Here is a 17,025-nt window from a genome sequence, read left to right on the forward strand (position 1 = left end):
GCGTCGGTGGGGGTGGGACCAGAGTCGTCAGGCGACCCGGAATCCCTTGTAAGCGTCGAGCGAAGCGATCCGCTTCAGGATCGGCTGGATGTTGGTGCCGGTCTCGGGGCCGAGGCAACCGAGGAAGTAGTAGGCGTTCACCATGCCCACCAGCCGGTCGCCGACGACCACGGGGCTACCGGAGTCACCTTCGATGACGCACATCTGGCTGACGTGCACGTCGCCGTCGGAGAACCAGGCGATGCCGCAGGTGTTGCCGGTGGTCCGGCCTTCTTTGCAGGCGATGGTCGGGAAGGCGAGCGGCGCCTGGTCGACCGAGCGGATCGTCACGCCGCGGACCGTGCGCAGCGGCACGACTCGCGAGGCGTCGAGTTCGATGATCGCCATGTCGAGATCCGGCGCGGTGTAGGTGATGGTGCCTGCCTGGCCGCGATCCTGGAACGTCTCGGAGTAGACCTTCTGGCCGGGAGTGCCACAGTGTCCCGCGGTGACGCCGATGAGCTTGTTGGTCTTCGAGCGGCCGATGGTGGTCAGGGTGCAGGCCGCGGCCGAGTTGCCGCCCTTGAGCACCAGGATTCCGGACCCGCCTCCCATGAAGATCTTCGCCGGTGCGGCAACCGCGACGCCCCCTCCCCAGCCGGCCAGCACCGTCGCAGCCAAAACCGCCAACAGTACTGTCAGCTTCTTCGTCATCCGCACTCCACTTCTCGGGTCAACCAGTTCTCGATCACGGGCATCGCCGCCCGTCGGGAACTTAGCGATGGGCGGCAAGCACACCGTACCGGGCGCCCCACGCGCGCACGGCGGCGTGGGATCGAGCCGCGGTCGGTTTGCAACACTTCTGTGATGCGCCGCGCGAGTTTGCCGTAATGCGCGTCACACTCTACTCGTGCCGGGGGACAGGGCTCTCGTTTCGGGGTAGACCGCATGCTCGACGGCACCTACCACACCTTTAAGCTGTCGTACGGAGTCGTCACCGACACTCCATACCGACGTTCGTGAAACCGCACTCCCCGAACCTGGAGAAATGACTGTGAGCTCTGCTGGCCGCCCGGTTGTACTCATCGCCGACAAGCTGGCGCCGTCCACCGTGGAAGCACTCGGTGACGGTGTCGAGGTGCGATGGGTCGACGGCCCGGATCGTCCCAAGTTGCTCGAGGCGGTCGTCGATGCCGACGCCATCCTGGTCCGCTCCGCGACGACCGTGGATGCCGAGGTCCTCGACGCGGGCAAGAAGCTGAAGATCATCGCCCGGGCGGGTGTCGGTCTGGACAACGTCGACGTGCCTGCCGCGACCGAGCGCGGCGTCATGGTCGTCAACGCCCCGACCTCGAACATCCACACCGCGGCCGAACATGCCGTCGCGCTGCTGATGGCAGCGTCGCGCCAGATCCCGGCCGCGGACGCCACCTTGCGCGAGAAGACCTGGAAGCGTTCGTCGTTCAACGGCGTCGAGATCTTCGACAAGACTGTCGGTGTCGTCGGACTCGGCCGCATCGGCCAGCTGGTGGCCGCGCGGCTGGCAGCCTTCGAAACCCACATCATCGCCTACGACCCCTACGTGTCGCCGGCTCGTGCGGCCCAGCTCGGGATCGAGCTGGTCAGCCTCGACGAACTCCTCGAGCGCGCCGACTTCATCACCGTCCACCTGCCGAAGACCCCGGAGACCCTGGGCCTCATCGGCGCCGAGCAGCTCGCTCGGACCAAGAAGGGCGTCGTCATCGTCAACGCCGCCCGCGGTGGTCTCATCGACGAGCAGGCACTGGCCGACGCGATCAACTCCGGTCAGGTCCGCGCGGCCGGCCTCGACGTCTTCGCCACCGAGCCCTGCACCGACTCGCCGCTCTTCGAGCTGCCGCAGGTCGTCGTGACGCCCCACCTCGGCGCATCGACCAGCGAGGCGCAGGATCGCGCGGGCACCGACGTCGCCAAGAGCGTCCGACTGGCGCTGGCCGGTCACTTCGTCCCCGACGCCGTCAACATCACCGGGGGCGCCGTCGACGAAGAGGTCGCACCGTGGCTCGAGGTCGCTCGCAAGGCGGGCGTGCTCGTCGGGGCCATCAGCAAGGAGCCGCCGACCTCCATCGTCGTCGACGTCCGTGGTGAACTCGCCGCGAACAACGTCGACGTGCTCGGCCTGTCCGCGCTGCGCGGCCTGTTCTCCGCAGTGCTCGACGAGCCGGTCACCTTCGTCAACGCCCCCGCGGTCGCCGAGGGACGCGGGGTGAGCAGCGAGGTCACCACCGCCCCGGAGAGCCCCAACCACCGCAGCGTGGTCGACGTGAAGGCCGTGTTCGCCGACGGCTCGACCCACAACGTCTCGGGCACGCTGTCGGGTCCGCGCCTGGTGGAGAAGATCGTCAACATCAACGGGCGCAACTTCGACCTGCGCGCCGAAGGGCACAACCTCATCGTCAGCTACGCCGACCAGCCGGGTTCCCTCGGCAAGATCGGAACGCTGCTCGGGAACGCCGGCATCGACATCCTGGCGGCCGGTTTGTCGCAGGACGCCGAGGGCGGCGGCGCGACCATGATGCTGCGCGTGAGCAGCGTCCTCGACGACGAGGTCGTCGCCGCGATCGGTGACGCGGTCAGCGCAACCCTCATCGAACAGGTCGACCTCGCATGAAACTCGCAGTCATCGCCGGTGACGGCATCGGTCCCGAGGTCATCGGCGAGGCACTGGGCGTCCTCGACTCGGTCGTACCGTCGGTGAGCACCACCGAGTTCGACCTCGGCGCGCGCCGCTACCACCGCAACGGCGAGCTGCTCACCGAGGACGACCTCGAGTCGCTTCGTCGTCACGACGCGATCCTGTTGGGCGCCATCGGCGATCCGTCCGTGCCGTCGGGCGTGCTGGAGCGTGGTCTGCTCCTGACGATGCGATTCGCACTCGACCACCACGTCAACCTGCGGCCGTCGCGCCGCTTCCCCGGTGTCTCCTCGCCCCTCGCGGGCGACCCCGACATCGACTTCGTGGTCGTGCGGGAGGGGACCGAGGGGCCCTACACCGGCAACGGTGGCGCGATCCGTGTCGGAACCCCGAACGAGGTCGCCACCGAGGTCAGCGTCAACACCCGGTTCGGTGTGGAACGCGTCGTGCGCAACGCATTTCAGCGTGCCCAGCAGCGTCGCAAGAAGCTGACGCTGGTCCACAAGACCAACGTGTTGACCTTCGCCGGGTCGATGTGGAGTCGCGCGGTCGAGGAGGTGGGTGCCGAGTTCCCCGACGTCACCACCGACTACTGCCACGTGGACGCGGCGACCATCTACCTGGTCACCGACCCCGGCCGCTTCGACGTGATCGTCACCGACAACCTGTTCGGCGACATCATCACCGACATCGCCGCCGCGGTGAGCGGTGGTATCGGGTTGGCCGCGTCGGGCAACATCGACGCCACCGGCGCCAACCCCTCGATGTTCGAGCCGGTGCACGGCTCGGCACCCGACATCGCCGGGCAGGGCAAGGCCGATCCGACGGCCGCGATCCTGTCGGTCGCGCTCCTGCTCCAGCATCTCGGCGACGACGACGCCGCGGCCCGGATCGAGAAGGCCGTCGCCGACGACCTCGCCGAGCGCAGCGGTACGTTCAGCACCTCCGAGATCGGTGCGCGTATCCGCGAACGGCTCTGATTCGCAGGCAGATTCAAGAGCAACGGGCGAACCCGCCACCGATTCGGTGGCGGGTTCGCCCGTTGGTGGGGTTACACGTCGACCAGCTCATCGGCTGCCCGCATCCGGTCGCGCGGGACCAGGGGCGTCGCGATAAGCGGTGCCAGGGCGGTCGCGGCAAAGGCGATCGGGAAACCGACGGTCGCGATGAGTGCTCCGAGAAGCGGTGTGGTCGCCGCGGTCACCAGATACTGTCCGGTGTTCTGCACGGCGAGTCCGCGTCCGCTCCATTCCGGTCCGACGTACTCGGCTATGGCGGTGAACGCCAAGCCGTTGTCGGCCACCGAGATGACACTCGCCACCGCCATGAGCGCGGGCGCGAGTGGGCTGTCGAACCAGTCGGCGATCGCGAGCGCGGACATGGCGGCGACACCGGCCACCGCGATCACGCGGACCGGTCGCATCCGCGACATCCAGGCGTCCGACCACCGTCCGGCGACGATCCGGCCCAGTGCACCGATGATCTGGGTCACGGTGATCAGGGTTCCGGCGCCGGCCGGTGACCACCCGTGCGCGACGATCAGCCAGGTCGGTACGAAGGTCCACAGCATGGACTGGGGGATGACCAGCAGCATGCTGACGATGTGGATGCGTGCGAGGAAAGAGTTGTCGCGGTAGGGATTCGTGCGCGGGGGAGGGTTGCCGACCGTCGACGCGGGAGCCGGCCGACGCGGCGGATCGGTGATGCCGACGACCACCGCGACGAGTCCTGCAGCAGTCACCACGGCTGGGATCGCCAGTGCCGCAGCGGGTCCCGAACTCGCTGCGACAACCGGCATGGTGAGAGCGCAGACGCCGATCCCCAGCGGTTGTGCCATCTGCCGGATGCCCATCGCAGTCCCACGCTGGTGTGCGGGAAACCAGCCGACGACGATGCGACCGCTGGCCCCGTTCGCCGCCCCCGAGCCGAGACCGCCCACGAAGAGCGCGGCACCCACGACGGCATAGGACGCATCGGCTGACGCGGCGACGGTCGCCCCGGTCGCGCCGGCGAGCGAGATCGACAGCGACAGCAGGAGGATCCGTCGTTCGCCGTAGCGGTCCAACAGGATTCCCCACGGGATCGTCGCCGCCATCAGTCCGACCGTCGGGATCGCGGCAAGCGCCGAGGCCTGGGTGAGGGTGAGTCCGGCGTCGGTGTGCAGCGTGGGGATCAGGTAGGCGACACCGCTGACCACACAAGTCGTGGTGAGCGCGGCGAGCAGCGAGCACCCGAGGATGATCCACCTTCGGGCAGTGGTGATGTCGTCGACATCGGTCATGGTCTACTCACCTCGCTGCCTGTCCGGACCCGGTGAACCGGGGTTGGATATCTCAATATATGAAACAGTGTGACCACATTGTAAAACCGGCACCGACGTCCGCCAACTCGTCTCCCAACGTGTGGGATCGGCGGTGCGATAGGGTCTGGACATGCGCTTAGGTCGAATTGCGAGTCCTGACGGCGTGGCCTTCGTGTCCGTCGAGGGCGACGGAGACGACGCCGTCGTCAAGGAGATCGCCGAACATCCCTTCGGTACGCCGACGTTCACCGGCCGGTCGTGGAAGCTGGCGGATGTCCGGGTGTTGGCGCCGATCCTCGCCAGCAAGGTGATCTGCATCGGCAAGAACTACGCCGCACACGCGGCGGAGATGGGCGGCGAGGCGCCCGCCGACCCGGTGATCTTCCTCAAGCCCAACACTTCGATCATCGGCCCCGAGGTGCCCATCGTGCGTCCGCCGTCGTCGCAACGGGTCGATTACGAGGGGGAGCTCGCGGCCGTCATCGGACGCCCGTGCAAGGACGTGAAGGCCGCGCAGGCCAAGGGCGTGATCCTCGGATACACGGTCGCCAACGACGTAACCGCCCGCGACCACCAGCAGGCCGACGGTCAGTGGACCCGCGGCAAGGGGTACGACACCTTCTGTCCGCTCGGCCCGTGGATCGACACCTCGCTCGATCCGTCGGACGTCGAACTCGTGACGGAACTCGACGGCGAGGTCAAGCAGCGGACCCGGACATCGCTGATGCTCCACGACGTCGGTGAGATCGTCGAGTGGATCTCGCGCGTGATGACCCTGCTGCCCGGCGACGTGATCCTCACGGGCACCCCGGAAGGGGTCGGGCCCATGGTCGCCGGTCAACGTATCTCGGTGACCGTCGACGGTATCGGTACGCTCTCCAACCCGGTGGTGGACAAGTGACAGCTCCCAGCACGGCCCGTGTCAACGGGATCGACATCTCCTACAGCCTCGCCGGGTCGGGCCCGCTCGTGGTCATGGTCATGGGAACCGGAAGTCCCGGCCGCGTCTGGAAGGCGCATCAGGAACCCGCGCTGGTGAAAGCCGGCTTCACCGTCGTGACGTTCGACAACCGCGGTGTCGCACCGTCGTCGGAGTGCGCCGAGGGTTTCACGCTCGACGACATGGTCGCCGACACCGCGGCCCTGATCGAACACCTCGGCCGCGGTCCGGCGATCGTGATCGGCACCTCGTTGGGTGCCCGGATCACCCAGGAGCTGGCGCTGGCCCGCCCCGACGTGGTCAAGGCGGCGGTGATGGTTGCGACGTACGGCCGCAACACCCCACTGCAGGAAGCGATCTCGGCCGGTGAGCGGGCCCTCTACGACAACAAGATCAAGCTGCCACCGGAGTACGAGGCCGCCATCACCGCGCATCTCAACCTGTCGCCGCACACGCTCGACGACGACCGCACCGCGCGAGACTGGCTCGACATCATCGGGTTCTCCCCGCAGACGATCACCCCGGGCGTCCGCGCACAGCTCGAACTCCACAACAAGGAGTCCAACCGTCTCGCGGCGTACCGCGGCATCACCCGGCCCGCGCTGGTCGTCGGATTCGCCGACGACCGGACCCTGCCGGCGAAGCTGGCGCGCGAAGTCGCCGAAGCCATTCCAGGCGCGGAGTACGTCGAGATCGAGCGGGCCGGTCATTTCGGTTATCTCGAACAGCCGGCCGAGGTGAACCGGGTCCTGGTGGAGTTCTGCGAGCGCCACCGGGCCTGACGGCGGGCGTGCGGGGGCGGCGGTCGGCTTCGATACGCTGAGCCTCATGACCAGTAGTGAGGCCGTTCGCGTCCGATTCTGTCCATCCCCGACCGGCACTCCCCACGTGGGACTCGTGCGGACCGCGCTCTTCAATTTCGCGCAGGCCCGGCACGACGGTGGCACCTTCGTCTTCCGCATCGAGGACACCGACTCGTCGCGAGACAGCGAAGAATCCTACGAGGCCATCCTCGACGCCTTGCGCTGGCTCGGTCTCGACTGGGACGAGGGGCCGGAGGTGGGCGGACCCTACGGTCCCTACCGGCAGTCCGAGCGGCGGGAACTCCATGCCGACGTCGTCGCCCGCCTTCTCGAGGCCGGCGAGGCCTACGAGGCGTTCTCGACCCCGGAAGAGGTGGAGGCCCGGCACCGCGCCGCCGGACGCGACCCCAAGCTCGGGTACGACAACTTCGATCGTGACCTGACGCCCGAGCAACGTGCGGCCTACCTCGCCGAAGGACGTAAACCCGTTGTCCGCCTGCGGATGCCGGACACCGACCTCACCTGGGACGACCTCGTGCGCGGCACGACGACGATCAAGGCGGGTACCGTTCCCGACTTCGCGCTGACCCGTGCGGCCGGCGATCCGCTCTACACGCTGGTCAACCCGGTCGACGACGCGATGATGAAGATCACCCATGTGCTGCGCGGCGAGGATCTCCTGTCGTCGACTCCGCGGCAGCTCGCGCTGTACGACGCGCTGATCCGTATCGGCGTCGCCGACGCCGTGCCGGCCTTCGGGCACCTGCCCTTCGTGATGGGTGAGGGCAACAAGAAGCTCTCCAAGCGCGACCCCCAGTCGAACCTCTTCCACCATCGCGACCGCGGTTTCATCCCCGAGGGTCTGCTCAACTACCTCGCGCTGCTCGGCTGGGGTTACAAGAGCGATGTCGACGTCTTCAGCCTGGCCGAGATGATCGCGGCTTTCGATGTGCGACAGGTCAACTCGAACCCCGCACGGTTCGATCAGAAGAAGGCCGACGCCATCAACGCCGAGCACATCCGGATGCTCGAGGTCGCCGACTTCACGGCGCGGCTGCGCTCGTATCTCGTCGCGCAGGGCAAGCTCCCCGAGAGCGCCGACGACGAGACCTTCGCGGCTCTGGCCGAATTGGTGCAGACGCGTATCCAGGTCCTCGGCGACGCGTGGGACCTCATCTCCTTCGCCTACGTCTCCGACGACGAGTTCACGATCGACGAGAAGGCGGCGAGCAAGAACCTGGGCGCCGACGCGGTGCCGGTCCTGGACGCCACCATCGCCGCGGTCGAGTCGCTGGACTCCTTCACCACCGCCGCACTGCAGGACGCACTGAATGCTGCGCTGGTGGACGATCTGGGGCTCAAACCGCGCAAGGCGTTCGGTCCGGTACGCGTGGCGGTGACCGGCTCCCAGGTCAGTCCGCCGCTCTTCGAATCGATGGAGATCCTGGGTCGCGACAAGACGCTCGCGCGGCTGGCCTCGGCACGGGAGATCGCAGCCAAATAGTGCCGCTGAGCTGCACGTTTGTGGACTTACGGTGACCCTTTGATACTCTCTTTCTCGGCAGTTTTTCCGCAAGGAGAATCAAGCCAATGGGGTATGGTGTAATTGGCAACACAGCGGTTTCTGGTACCGCCATTCTAGGTTCGAGTCCTGGTACCCCAGCGGACAGAAAGAGATCGAGACCGTGCTAAGGTCTTGATCGCCGGAAGTTCCCATGGCCCCGTCGTCTAGCGGCCTAGGACGCCGCCCTCTCAAGGCGGTAGCGCGGGTTCGAATCCCGTCGGGGCTACGAGAAACACCCTTCCTCTGCGATGCAGGGGGAGGGTGTTTTTCATTGCGCGACAGACCATCTCGTCCGTGTTGCGATGATCACACCGAAACACGGACGAGGGTCAGAAGGTGTCGCGCCGGGACTGCGGTCAGAGGAATTCGGCGGTGGTGCCCGAGGCCGGCATCTCGGGGATGCCGAGCTTGCGGTGGTCCCAGGAACGGGTGCGGGACGGACGGATCCGGACGGCGACGCGCTTGTTCATCATCTGCTCGACGAATGGTCGCGATTCTTCGGTGTAGGGCGCTGTGTAGCGTTCCCAGACGCTGATGCCGACCTTCAGGCACGAGTCCGGGTCGTCGAGGATCTCGGCAGTGCCCTCGAAGGTGACGCCGCGCAGTGTGTCGTAGGTGTCACCGTCCTCGATCATCACCGAGCACCGGTTGTTGCGACGGATGTTGACCGCCTTCTGCGACTTGGATTTGGTCTCGAACCAGATCTCGCCGTCGATGATCCCGTACCACATCGCCACGAGGTGGATGCTCCCGTCCGCTCCGGTGGTGGCGAGGGTCGCGGTCCGACTGCGCGCCACGAACTCCGCGATCTCGGCCTCGGACATGACGATCTGATTGCGTTGGTTGACTCCCATTCCCCGACGCTAGCCCACCGGCGGGTTCATCGGAACCGCTCCGGGTGCAACGGCTCTGGGTCAGGGACGTGCGGCCTGGAGGCGTTTGTGGATGGCGTCGGCGGCGGCGAGCAGATCGGCGGCCCAGCGTGCACCGGGTCGCCGGCCCATTCGGTCGATCGGCCCGGACACCGAGATCGCGGCGACCACGTCACCGTTGCCGTCGCGCACGGGAGCCGACACACTCGCGACTCCGGCGGCGCGTTCACCGGCGCTCTGGGCCCACCCGCGCCGGCGGATCTCGTGCAGTGCGCGCTCGCTGAAGACGCTTTCCGGCACGAGCGCGCGCTGGGTGGCGGGGTCGGCCCAGGCGAGGAGGACCTTCGCCGCGGACCCTGCGCTCATGGGGAACCGGGTGCCCACCGGCACGGTGTCACGCAGGCCGGTCGGTGGTTCCATCGCGGCGACGCAGACGCGTTCGGCCCCTTCGCGGCGATAGACCTGAACCGATTCGCCGGTGATGTCGCGGAGCCGGGGGAGGACCATGAGAGCCGACTCGGTGACGGGATCGTGTGCCGAGGAGGCGAGTTCGCCGAGGACGGGGCCGGGCTGCCAGCGGCCGGTGACATCCCTGGTCAGAAAGCGGTGCGTCTCGAGTCCGACGGCGAGTCGATGTGCCGTCGCGCGGGGCAGACCGGTGCGCTCGCAGAGCTCGGAGAGATTGCACGGCGCCTCGGCGATCGCGTGCAGCACCGCCACGGACTTGTCGAGCACTCCGATTCCGCTGCTGACCGCGGATGCGGTATCCTTTCCCATAGGACGATACTAGCTGTCCAAATAGTGAGATGCACGTTCGAAACACAGCCAGAACGTCAACACCGCGTGCAGAGTCCGAAGAACCCGAGCAGATAACGAGTGAAGCCATGAGCAACAGCCCAGCCCAGCCGCTGACTCTCGCCGAGAAGGTGTGGCGCGACCATGTCGTCGTCCCCGGTGACGTCGATGCGTCCGGCAACACCAATCCCGACTTGATCTACATCGACCTCCACCTCGTCCACGAGGTCACCAGTCCCCAGGCCTTCGAGGGCCTGCGCCTCGCCGGTCGTCCGGTCCGCCGACCGGATCTGACCATCGCGACCGAGGACCACAACGTCCCGACGGTGGACATCGACAAGCCCATCGCCGATCCCGTGTCGCGGACCCAGGTCGACACGCTGCGCAGCAACTGCGAGGAATTCGGCGTCCGCCTTCACCCCATGGGTGACGCCGAGCAGGGCATCGTCCACGTGGTCGGGCCGCAGCTGGGCCTGACCCAACCCGGCATGACCGTCGTGTGCGGTGACAGCCACACCTCCACACACGGTGCCTTCGGAGCGATCGCGATGGGTATCGGTACCAGTGAGGTCGAGCACGTCCTGGCGACGCAGACCCTCTCGCTGCGCCCGTTCAAGACGATGGCGATCAACGTCGACGGCGAGCTCCCGCCCGGCGTGACGAGCAAGGACCTGATCCTCGCGATCATCGCGAAGATCGGCACCGGCGGCGGGCAGGGTTACGTGCTGGAGTACCGCGGGGAGGCGATCCGCAAGCTCTCCATGGAAGCGCGGATGACGGTGTGCAACATGTCGATCGAGGCAGGCGCCCGGGCGGGGATGATCGCACCCGACGAGGTCACCTACGAGTTCCTCAAGGGCCGCCCGCATGCCCCCTCGGGTGCCGATTGGGATGCTGCCGTTGACTATTGGGACAGTCTGCGCACCGATCCCGGCGCCACCTTCGACGCCGAGGTGCACATCGACGCCGCCTCGCTGACCCCGTTCGTCACGTGGGGGACCAATCCGGGACAGGGTGCCCCGCTCGGCGCGGCGGTACCCGACCCGGCGGAGTACGGCGACGAGGTCAAGGCGAGTGCCGCGGCCAAGGCGCTCGAGTACATGGGCCTCGAGCCCGGAACGCCGCTGCGCGACATCAAGGTCGACACGGTCTTCGTCGGCTCCTGCACGAACGGCCGGATCGAGGACCTGCGCGAGGTCGCCGGCATCCTCAAGGGGCGCAAGGTCGCGGACGGGATGCGGATGCTCATCGTGCCCGGTTCGATGCGGGTGCGTGCACAGGCCGAGGACGAGGGACTCGGAGAGATCTTCCTCGCGGCCGGCGCCGAGTGGCGGCAGGCCGGGTGCTCGATGTGCCTGGGCATGAACCCGGACCAGCTCGCCCCGGGGGAGCGGTGTGCGTCGACCTCCAACCGCAATTTCGAAGGGCGCCAGGGCAAGGGTGGCCGAACGCACCTCGTGTCTCCGGGAGTGGCAGCGGCCACCGCGCTGCGCGGCACCTTGTCCGCGCCCGCCGATCTGGACTCGCAGCCGGCGCCCGCCGATCTCGGTTGAGTCACGGTCCGACCCACATTCCTGCCACATCATTCGAACAGGGGCTTTCTCATGGAACCGTTCACCGAACACACCGGAATCGGTGTCCCGCTGCGTCGCAGCAACGTCGACACCGACCAGATCATCCCGGCCGTCTATCTGAAGCGGGTGACGCGCACCGGCTTTGAGGACGGTCTGTTCGCCGGTTGGCGGACCGATCCCGATTTCATCCTCAACAACGAGCCCTGGAGCCGCGGGTCGGTCCTGGTTGCCGGTCCCGACTTCGGCACCGGGTCGTCGCGTGAGCACGCGGTCTGGGCGCTGTCCGATTTCGGCTTCCGCGTGGTGATCTCGTCGCGTTTCGCCGACATCTTCCGCGGCAACTCGGGCAAGGCGGGTCTGGTGGCCGCGCAGGTCGAGCAGTCCGACGTCGAACTGCTGTGGAAGCGCCTCGAGGAGACTCCGGGCCTCGAAGTGACGGTGAGCCTTGTCGATAAGACGGTCACCGCCGGAGACCTCGTGGTGCCGTTGGCAATTGATGACTACACGCGGTGGCGCCTGATGGAGGGTCTCGATGACATCGGACTCACGTTGCGCCAGGTAGAGGCGATTTCCGAGTACGAGTCGGCGCGTCCGGCATTCAAGCCGCGCACCCTCGCGGACTGATTTCGCACCGCCGCGGCGGGGTCATCTCGCCGCGGCGGCACCATCGTGAGCTGCCATGCCATTTCGCAACACGGCGTCCTAATTGGCGTGGAAGATGGACGTTTTCACATCCGACGTTTACCGTGTGTTGGTAGCTGGCCGAAACTCGGTCAGATCAGCTTGCGGAGGTACTCATGAACAAGGCGGAGCTCATTGATGAGCTGACCAAGAAGCTCGACGCGGATCGCAAGACTGCGACTGAAGCCGTCGAGCTCGTCGTCGACACGATCGTGCGCGCGGTCAACAAGGGCGAGAGCGTGACGATCACCGGCTTCGGCGTATTCGAGAAGCGGAAGCGCGCACCGCGCGTCGCCCGTAACCCGCGCACCGGCGAGACCGTCAAGGTCCGCGCGACCTCGGTGCCGGCGTTCCGTCCGGGCGCTCAGTTCAAAGCCGTTGTGGCGGGCAAGCAGAAGCTGTCCGCGACCGGTCCGGCTGTGAAGCGCGGAAGCGGGGCCACCACCACGGCAGCCAAGAAGGCTGCGCCGGCGAAGAAGACGGCCGCCAAGAAGACGACCGCCGCCGCCAAGAAGACCACGGCGGCCAAGAAGGCTCCGGCGAAGACCACGGCGGCCAAGAAGACCACCGCGGCCAAGAAGGCTCCGGCGAAGACCACGGCGGCCAAGAAGGCTCCGGCCAAGAAGGCGGCGCCGGCGAAGAAGGCCACCGCGGCGAAGAAGGCTCCGGCCAAGAAGACTGCCGCGAAGAAGACCGCGGCGAAGAAGACCACCCGTCGCTGACCTGCGGGACAACCGCGGTCGACGACCACAATTCAGCCCCCGGCGTACTTCCCCCGCCGGGGGCTGAATCGTGTTCGGGGTCAACCGGCGGAGGGGCGCGGGACTCAGGCTGTCGGGAGCGGCCCGGCGATGTGATCGGCCGCCACCAGCCGGCCGTCGAACAGGGACAGAACCCACACACTGCCCTTGCGGTTGGAGGCCTTGGGAAGCGGGATCGAGTCGCGCTCGGACCACCAGTCCATGAGGGGCGGGATCACCTTGCCCTGACTGCAGACCGCCAGGGTCGACGTCGTGTCGGCGGCGAGTTCGAGGATCCGGCGTTGCGCCGCTGCCGGATTGGTCCGATACGTCTCCTCCGACAGATCCGGCTCGCTGTGCAACTCGACCCCCAGCCGGTCGCGTAGCGGTTCCAGGGTCTGCTCACAGCGGACGCGATCGGCCGAGTGCACCCGGCTCGCCCCGAACGCGATCAGCAATGGGGCGAGGGCGGCGGCTTGCGCCCGGCCGAGTTTGTCGAGGGGCCGCAACCGGTCGTCGCCCTTGTAGGTCGAGCGCCGGCCGGCCTTGGCGTGCCGTACCAACAGGAACGTGTGCAGGTCCGCGGGTAGCCGCACGAACTCCTCGAGGATCGTGCGATCGAGCGGATAGCTCAACATCTCCCGGGCCTCGTCGACGGAGAGCCACCGCAGCTCGTCGACCTCGTGCCCGGCGACGAACTCTCCGTCGGACGCTCGCGCCGACCAGTAGCGCACATGCTTGCGGGTACTGCCGAGGTCGTAGTGGACGTCGTCCAGGTGCCGGCCGAGAACGACGTGTTGGCCCGTCTCCTCGGCGATCTCGCGCACCGCCGTGTCGATGAGGGTCTCGCCCGGCTCGGCCTTTCCCTTGGGCAGCGTCCAGTCGTCGTACTTGGGGCGGTGGACGACCGCGATCTCGACATCGTCGATCTCGGCGGCATCGTTCCCGGTCGGACCGGGGACAACCGGTCGCCAGACCACACCGCCGGCGGCCCACACCTCATTCGTCTTCTTCGCCATGTCGATGGTGATCGTAGAGGTCGAAGGTTACGCGTCGGTGCCGGTCACGAACTGGTCTCCGGCCGACGACGATTGCGCCGCATCATCTGTCGCTGATGGTCGCGCACCTCTTCGCCCTCGGCGGGTGAGGCCACCCAGCTCCCGTCGGACTGCAGGACCCAGCAGCGGGTCCGCGGATCGAGGGCGGAGGCGAAGATGTCACCGAGTTCACCGGCCAGACGCTCGTCACGGACGTTCACCATGACCTCCACGCGCCGATCGAGATTGCGGTGCATCATGTCCGCGCTGCCGAACCAGTACTCGTTCTGCGCACCGAAATACAGGATTCGGGAGTGCTCGAGGAACTGCCCCAGGATCGACCGCACGTGGATGTTGTCGCTGTAACCCTCGACCCCGGGCCGCAGCGCGCTGATGCCACGGACGACGACGTCGACGGGCACCCCGCTCTGCGAGGCCCGGTACAGCGCATCGATCACCTGCTCGTCGACCAGTGCATTCGCCTTGAGCTGGATTCTCGCGCGCGTGTCGCCGTCGCGGAACAGCTCGATCTCGCGATGGATCCGTTTGATGATGCCCGCCCGGATGCCGTGCGGCGCAACGAGGATGTTGCGGTACTCCTGCTTGCGGGAGTAGCCGGTCAAGGTGTTGAACAGGTCGGTCAGGTCGGCGCCGATGTCGGGGGCGGCGGTCAGCAGGCCCACGTCCTCGTAGAGCCGCGCGGTCTTCGGGTTGTAGTTGCCGGTCCCGATGTGGCAGTACCGCTTGATCGTCGAGCCCTCGCGACGCACCACCAGGCAGGTCTTGCAGTGGGTCTTCAAACCGACGAGGCCGTAGACGACGTGGACGCCGGCCTGTTCCAGTTTGCGGGCCCACTTGATGTTCGCCTGCTCGTCGAAGCGGGCCTTGATCTCCACCAGCGCGACGACCTGCTTCCCGGCCTCGGCGGCGTCGATGAGCGCGTTGACGATCGGGGAGTCGCCGGAGGTGCGGTACAGCGTCTGCTTGATGGCCAGGACCTGCGGGTCGGCCGCGGCCTGCTCGATGAACCGCTGCACGCTCGTCGAGAACGAGTCGTACGGATGGTGGACGAGTACGTCACCGTCGCGAAGAGTAGAGAACACGCTCTTGGGTGTCTCTCGCTCGCCGAACGCGGGGTGGGTGGCGGGGACGAACGGACGGTCCTTGAGATGCGGGCGGTCGAGCGCGTAGATCTCGAAAAGTGATGACAGATCGAGGAGTCCGGGCACCTGGATGACGTCGGCGGGGTCCACCTCGAGCTCGCGCAGCAACAACTCGAGCATGTGCTCGCTCATGTCGTCGGCGACCTCGAGCCGCACCGGCGAGCCGAACCGACGGCGCGCGAGTTCTCGCTCGAGCGCCTGGAGGAGGTCCTCGTCGCGGTCCTCTTCGACCTCGAAGTCGGCGTTGCGGGTGATCCGGAAGACGTGGTGCTCAACGATTTCCATACCCGGGAACAACGTCCCGAGGTTGGCCGCGATCAGACTCTCCAACGGTAGGAACACCGCGCTCCTGGCGGCCTTGTCGTCGTCGGACGCCCGAGCGGGCGACAGCCGGTCGACGCGGATGAAGCGGTTCACGTTGTCCGGTACCTTGACCCGCGCGAAGTGCTCGCCGCTCTCGTTGACGTCGCGGACCGTGACCGCGAGGTTCAGCGACAACCCGCTGATGTACGGGAACGGATGAGCGGGGTCGACCGCCAGGGGCGTCAGGACCGGAAATACCTCGTCCTGGAAATAATCGGTCATCCGCGCCTGCTGCTCGGCGGTGAGCTGCGACCAGGACACCACGTAGATGTCGTTGTCGGCCAACGCCGGTCGGACCGAATCGAGGAAGACGCGCGCGTGCCGGTCGGCGACGGTCTGCGCGCGTCCGGCGATGCGCATGAGTTGTTCTCGCGGCGACAGGCCGTCGGCGGACCGGACCGACAGGCCGGTCTCGTCGCGCCGCTTGAGTCCGGCCACCCGCACCATGAAGAACTCGTCGAGGTTCGAGGCGAAGATGGCGAGGAACTTCGCACGATCGAGGAGCGGCAGGGAGGTGTCCTCGGCGAGCGCGAGCACCCGGGAGTTGAAGTCCAGCCAGCTCAATTCCCGGTTGAGGTAACGGTCCTCGGGCAGGTCGGCGGATTCGTCGGGCACCAGGGTGGCGGCCGGCGGGGCATGCGGGATCGGTGTCGTGGTGACCGTGGCGGTCTGCGATACGTCATCGTCGGCGGGGCTCACCCCCCAATGATGACCCATCGCCGTCCCCGGCGTACACGCCCGCCGGTCGGACGCTTGTCGATTGCGGGTCGGGGTCAGAGATGACGCAGCGCAGCGACGGTGTGCGGTCCGAGGCCGAGCTCGCGGGCGACGCCCAGGTCCGCCGCGGTGTCGACGTCGGTGCGCAGGTCGGCCCACTCCCGGCCGGCCGGGTCGAGTTCGACGGCGCCGGCGGCCCGGTGGGCGGCCGCCGAACCGGGACCGAAACGGGGAGCGGGGACGCCGGTACCGGTGCCGTGCAGCAGCACCGTCCCGGATCCGTCCCGGTCGGTGACGAAGCTCGAGCGGTGTTCACCGGCGGCGCGCAACACGGCGGCGACGGACGTGCTCGTCGCCGCCGGCAGATCGGCCTGCACGTACATCAGGCCCGTCGACTCGGGCCACGCCTCGCGCGCCCAGCGCGCACCCTCGACGAACGCGGAGTTGAGACCGGCGTCCGCGGGTGCCCGGTGCGGCGACTCGCTCAGGCCGCGCATGCCCGAGCGCCGCGCCGCGGCGAGCACCTCGTCGTCGGGGCTGACGACGACGAGCCGAGAGATCCCGGCGCCGCGCAAGGCGTCGACGGTGTCGAGGAACATCGCCAGGACGAGGGAACCCCGGGCGACGGGGTCGTCACCCTCGAATGCGGTGGACAGCGTCGCCGCCAGTCGTGACTTCGCGCGGTGCAGATTCTTGACCGCCAGCACGGCCGCGACCGACGTCGCGACGGGCTCGTTGCCCCCCGCGTCGACGACCGTCGAGTCGGCGCCCGCGCCGACGGTGCTGTGTTCCATGCCGACCATCATGATGCACCGACCCCT

Annotated in this window: 15 protein-coding genes and 2 tRNA genes; 10 read left to right on the forward strand and 7 right to left on the reverse strand. The window is 67.5% G+C overall.

Annotated features, from left to right (window positions below; translation table 11 throughout):
* Positions 1-27: 27 nt before the first annotated feature.
* On the reverse strand, positions 28-693 hold the full coding sequence (locus A9310_RS23930) for a trypsin-like peptidase domain-containing protein (RefSeq protein WP_058252132.1): 666 nt from the start codon (positions 691-693) through the stop codon (positions 28-30).
* A 340-nt stretch (positions 694-1,033) separates the two neighbouring features.
* Between A9310_RS23930 and serA the strand changes: the two genes are divergently transcribed.
* Positions 1,034-2,629 carry a phosphoglycerate dehydrogenase gene (serA, locus tag A9310_RS23935; protein WP_065632751.1) on the forward strand — a complete coding sequence of 532 codons (1,596 nt, stop codon included), beginning with the start codon at positions 1,034-1,036 and terminating at the stop codon, positions 2,627-2,629.
* On the forward strand, positions 2,626-3,633 hold the full coding sequence (locus tag A9310_RS23940) for a 3-isopropylmalate dehydrogenase (RefSeq protein WP_065632707.1): 1,008 nt from the start codon (positions 2,626-2,628) through the stop codon (positions 3,631-3,633). The genes serA and A9310_RS23940 overlap by 4 nt, the downstream gene beginning before the upstream one ends.
* A gap of 71 nt (positions 3,634-3,704) precedes the next feature.
* Here A9310_RS23940 and A9310_RS23945 read toward each other — a convergent pair whose 3' ends face one another.
* The gene (locus A9310_RS23945) at positions 3,705-4,934 is read right to left on the reverse strand and encodes an MFS transporter (RefSeq protein ID WP_065632708.1); all 1,230 of its coding nucleotides are present in this window, start codon (positions 4,932-4,934) and stop codon (positions 3,705-3,707) included.
* Positions 4,935-5,085: 151 nt separating this feature from the next.
* Here A9310_RS23945 and A9310_RS23950 point away from each other — a divergent pair, with 151 nt between their 5' ends.
* The 5 genes from A9310_RS23950 to A9310_RS23970 all read left to right on the forward strand — a co-directional run bounded on the left by A9310_RS23950 (position 5,086) and on the right by A9310_RS23970 (position 8,488).
* Positions 5,086-5,856, forward strand: coding sequence for a fumarylacetoacetate hydrolase family protein (locus tag A9310_RS23950; protein WP_065632709.1), 771 nt, complete (start codon positions 5,086-5,088; stop codon positions 5,854-5,856).
* Positions 5,853-6,677, forward strand: coding sequence for an alpha/beta fold hydrolase (locus tag A9310_RS23955; RefSeq protein WP_065632710.1), 825 nt, complete (start codon positions 5,853-5,855; stop codon positions 6,675-6,677). The genes A9310_RS23950 and A9310_RS23955 overlap by 4 nt, the downstream gene beginning before the upstream one ends.
* A 46-nt stretch (positions 6,678-6,723) precedes the next feature.
* On the forward strand, positions 6,724-8,202 hold the full coding sequence (gene gltX, locus A9310_RS23960) for a glutamate--tRNA ligase (protein WP_065632711.1): 1,479 nt from the start codon (positions 6,724-6,726) through the stop codon (positions 8,200-8,202).
* An 87-nt stretch (positions 8,203-8,289) separates the two neighbouring features.
* Positions 8,290-8,361 (forward strand) — tRNA-Gln (locus tag A9310_RS23965).
* Positions 8,362-8,415: 54 nt separating this feature from the next.
* Positions 8,416-8,488 (forward strand) — tRNA-Glu (locus A9310_RS23970).
* 130 nt (positions 8,489-8,618) lie between these two features.
* On the opposite strand, the gene A9310_RS23975 is transcribed toward A9310_RS23970, so the two are convergent.
* Together A9310_RS23975 and A9310_RS23980 are read right to left on the reverse strand one after the other, a co-directional pair.
* Positions 8,619-9,116, reverse strand: a complete 498-nt coding sequence (locus A9310_RS23975) for a PPOX class F420-dependent oxidoreductase (protein WP_058252126.1) — start codon at positions 9,114-9,116, stop codon at positions 8,619-8,621.
* 60 nt (positions 9,117-9,176) lie between these two features.
* Positions 9,177-9,911: an IclR family transcriptional regulator gene (locus A9310_RS23980; RefSeq protein WP_065632712.1), complete on the reverse strand. Its 735-nt coding sequence runs from the start codon at positions 9,909-9,911 to the stop codon at positions 9,177-9,179.
* A gap of 107 nt (positions 9,912-10,018) precedes the next feature.
* Between A9310_RS23980 and leuC the strand changes: the two genes are divergently transcribed.
* The 3 genes from leuC to A9310_RS23995 all read left to right on the forward strand — a co-directional run bounded on the left by leuC (position 10,019) and on the right by A9310_RS23995 (position 12,906).
* Positions 10,019-11,482, forward strand: coding sequence for a 3-isopropylmalate dehydratase large subunit (gene leuC, locus A9310_RS23985; RefSeq protein WP_065632713.1), 1,464 nt, complete (start codon positions 10,019-10,021; stop codon positions 11,480-11,482).
* 51 nt (positions 11,483-11,533) lie between these two features.
* The gene (gene leuD, locus A9310_RS23990) at positions 11,534-12,127 is read left to right on the forward strand and encodes a 3-isopropylmalate dehydratase small subunit (RefSeq protein WP_065632714.1); all 594 of its coding nucleotides are present in this window, start codon (positions 11,534-11,536) and stop codon (positions 12,125-12,127) included.
* Positions 12,128-12,300: 173 nt separating this feature from the next.
* Positions 12,301-12,906, forward strand: a complete 606-nt coding sequence (locus A9310_RS23995) for an HU family DNA-binding protein (protein ID WP_065632715.1) — start codon at positions 12,301-12,303, stop codon at positions 12,904-12,906.
* Positions 12,907-13,010: 104 nt separating this feature from the next.
* On the opposite strand, the gene A9310_RS24000 is transcribed toward A9310_RS23995, so the two are convergent.
* The 3 genes from A9310_RS24000 to cofC all read right to left on the reverse strand — a co-directional run bounded on the left by A9310_RS24000 (position 13,011) and on the right by cofC (position 16,998).
* Positions 13,011-13,943 (reverse strand): NUDIX hydrolase, encoded by a 933-nt coding sequence (locus A9310_RS24000; RefSeq protein WP_065632716.1) that lies wholly within the window; start codon positions 13,941-13,943, stop codon positions 13,011-13,013.
* 44 nt (positions 13,944-13,987) lie between these two features.
* Positions 13,988-16,186 (reverse strand): RNA degradosome polyphosphate kinase, encoded by a 2,199-nt coding sequence (locus A9310_RS24005; RefSeq protein ID WP_065632752.1) that lies wholly within the window; start codon positions 16,184-16,186, stop codon positions 13,988-13,990.
* Between the two features lie 74 nt (positions 16,187-16,260).
* Positions 16,261-16,998 carry a 2-phospho-L-lactate guanylyltransferase gene (gene cofC / locus A9310_RS24010; RefSeq protein ID WP_065632753.1) on the reverse strand — a complete coding sequence of 246 codons (738 nt, stop codon included), beginning with the start codon at positions 16,996-16,998 and terminating at the stop codon, positions 16,261-16,263.
* Between the last annotated feature and the right edge of the window lie 27 nt (positions 16,999-17,025).

Source organism: Gordonia sp. UCD-TK1, from assembly GCF_001691435.1.
Taxonomy (GTDB): domain Bacteria; phylum Actinomycetota; class Actinomycetes; order Mycobacteriales; family Mycobacteriaceae; genus Gordonia; species Gordonia hongkongensis.